Source organism: Anaeromassilibacillus sp. An200 (assembly GCF_002160025.1).
Taxonomy (GTDB): domain Bacteria; phylum Bacillota; class Clostridia; order Oscillospirales; family Acutalibacteraceae; genus Caccousia; species Caccousia stercoris.
Window position 1 is genome coordinate 1 of record NZ_NFJU01000099.1, and the last position, 2,513, is coordinate 2,513.

Consider the following 2,513-nt stretch of genomic DNA (forward strand, 5'->3'; position numbering starts at 1 on the left):
GCTGCGATGGTTTTTCATGAGGCATTGAAAACCTGTTTGTCAAGGTACACGCCCTCGCTACTTATTTTCGTAGCAAGGTACACGCCCTCGCTACTTATTTTCGTAGCAAAGAACAAGCGAGGGATGTGGCAGTTATGACAGTATTTCAGTTGGGCGGGCCGGAACGTGTGTTACCGGCCACACCCATCAGGCTTGTCCCGCCGAATATGTCCCTCTATTATTCATTTCATTTTCAGGCGTTTTTTTCGGGGTCTGACTCCATTTTTTTCAAAATTTTTTTCAGACGCCGAAGCCCTCTCTGGATTCCTTCATGCACAGAGCTGGCGCCGGAACCTTCGCTTTTTGCAATCTCCGATATACTCATGCCGAGAAGAAAATGAGAAGTGATCCGGTTCCGCTGTTTTTCAGGCAAGGAAGCAATCGCCTGGTATAGCCGATCATTTTCTTCTTTCTGCTCCAGGATTTCAGCCGGTGTCAGAACAACCACCAGGGCATCGCGCTCCACATTGACATCGTAATCCAGAGAAAAGTATGCTTTGTGCCGGTATGTACGCAGAAAAGAAGCTGCCTCTGCTAATTTTAATTCATGGAGAAGGGCTGCCACTTCGTCCGGTACTTCAACAATAGCGTCCTGTGTATAAAACGGGTAATAATCCCGCAGATTGATTTCTTTCATGGTAATCCTCCAATTTCGATTTTTGAGTGGGTTAATGGGCAAATCGAAATCAGAGGGGCGGTGATCTACACCGTACAAGTCCGGCGGCAGGCTTGTCCTGCGCCTTATATGTAAAAAGGAGCGCCCACCGTACAGCGGTAAGCTGTGCCTGTCGTGTTCCGTCACTATGAGCAGGATGGAAAATGTAAAATCCTGTCGAATAGAAAAACCCCGCAATCCATCGCAGGATTACGGGGTTTGAATCTCTTTTATATGACCGGCTATGTCGAGGCCGGTATTCTGACCTCGGCAGCATTTTCCATGCCCTCCTTTAGTGAAGGAGAGCAGATTTACTTATTATGTCCACCTCCCTCATTTTGGGGCATTATATAGGGAGAAGTGCTATAATTCTTCCAGAAGTGTCATGGATTTACTGAATTTAATCAACAAAATACGACAAAATCAGGTGTTATTTACACAGTAACTAAAGCACGAAAATTTAAGGGGTGCGGCAGAATACCGCACCCTTCATATACTTCAAATTCTCATAAAAATAGGTCTTTCACATACTGGCAAGCAATGCAAACATATACATGTTTTGCGATTTTGGCCGGATTGCACCGGCCAAAATGCTTGTTGAGGGATAACCCCCAAGCCCCCAAGATCGCCACCTTCGGTGACGGCCACGCGTCCTGCGGACGCTAAAAAATCTTCAAAAGGAAAGCTGCAGAGTTGGTAATTGCTCTGCAGCTTCCTGTTTCATATATCGAATTTATAGCCTACACCGTACACGCTTTTTACATAGTCCGGCAGATCCGGGGCAATCCTAATTTTCTTTCGCAGGTTGCTTACATGGTTGTTGATCGCCTTTCGGGAATAGTAGGTGTAGTTCTCATGCCATACCAGATCCAGCAGCATTTCATAGGTGAACACTCGCTTTGGATTCTGTATGAGTAAAGCAAATATTTCAAACTCCTTGACCGTCAGCGGAATCATCTGCCCCCGCACAGTAACAAGGTGCTGCTCTAAGCAAAAATATAAATCGCCCTCCTGGATCTCCGTCATTGGCTGATCCGATTGCCTGGGAATAGAATACTGACCATAAAAGGCAGGATAGCATGGAGAAAGAACACTATCGGATTCAGAATTTTTACTTTCTGAAATAAAACGCTCCAGTTCTTTTTGCTGTGTCCTTGTGAGAAGCGCAAAAAGTTTCCTGCCTATTTTTTCACCGGATTCTGTTAAATCAAATACTGCGAAATTCCCCATACTATCACCCCCTGTCTCTCTGTGTCGCTCAAAAAGAATCTGAGCTATCCTTCTTTACAGTCGATTTTATTCTTCCTTTTCCCGGAATCCCCAAGCCTCAAAATCCGTATCGTCCTCCTCCGGCTCCACTTTCTCGGCATAATCGGAACCGGTGGCCTCTGCCGGGGGATTGAGCATATAGGGAGTAACCTGTACCGGCGTCTCGTTCTTGAGCGCCAGCACCTTGGGGGCTGCCTTGCCGCAAAACACCATAGCGGCGGCAAAGGCGAAATACTGCACACAGCTTGTAAGATAGAGATTCACAATGGCCAGTTCATTTCCCTGCACAGGAACGCCCTGCTCAAGCTGCCGGGAAATGTTTTGATGGCAGGCCGCCAGGGAAACAAAGGCCGTGATCAGCAGCGCCACAGCAAAAACATAGCAGGCCACAGCGAGGATGCTGCCCTTTTTGGAGGGCTTAGAAAACTCGTCCATCAATGCGCCCTCCTTGTATTATAGAGTAGTAGTTATTAAAGCCCCTCTCCAAGGGCTGTGCTACACTGTAAGGGATGCTGTGGATTGGTAGTGTCCTCCTACCACAAGATGGTTC

The 2,513-nt window shown here is 47.0% G+C and carries 3 protein-coding genes; all 3 read right to left on the reverse strand.

Annotated elements, in window-relative coordinates; translation table 11 throughout:
* Positions 1 to 232: 232 nt before the first annotated feature.
* Positions 233 to 841: a sigma-70 family RNA polymerase sigma factor gene (locus B5F35_RS17900; RefSeq protein WP_442856500.1), complete on the reverse strand. Its 609-nt coding sequence runs from the start codon at positions 839 to 841 to the stop codon at positions 233 to 235.
* Positions 842 to 1,414: 573 nt separating this feature from the next.
* Positions 1,415 to 1,924, reverse strand: a complete 510-nt coding sequence (locus B5F35_RS17905; protein WP_087243021.1) for a winged helix-turn-helix domain-containing protein — start codon at positions 1,922 to 1,924, stop codon at positions 1,415 to 1,417.
* A 66-nt stretch (positions 1,925 to 1,990) separates the two neighbouring features.
* Positions 1,991 to 2,398: a hypothetical protein gene (locus B5F35_RS17910; protein WP_242969587.1), complete on the reverse strand. Its 408-nt coding sequence runs from the start codon at positions 2,396 to 2,398 to the stop codon at positions 1,991 to 1,993.
* Between the last annotated feature and the right edge of the window lie 115 nt (positions 2,399 to 2,513).

What these genes read in the sequence shown, in the direction of transcription:
- B5F35_RS17905 (WP_087243021.1), bottom strand. Translation starts at nt 1,924, where the DNA reads ATGGGGAATTTCGCAGTATTTGATTTAACAGAATCCGGTGAAAAAATA.
- B5F35_RS17910 (WP_242969587.1), bottom strand. Translation starts at nt 2,398, where the DNA reads ATGGACGAGTTTTCTAAGCCCTCCAAAAAGGGCAGCATCCTCGCTGTG.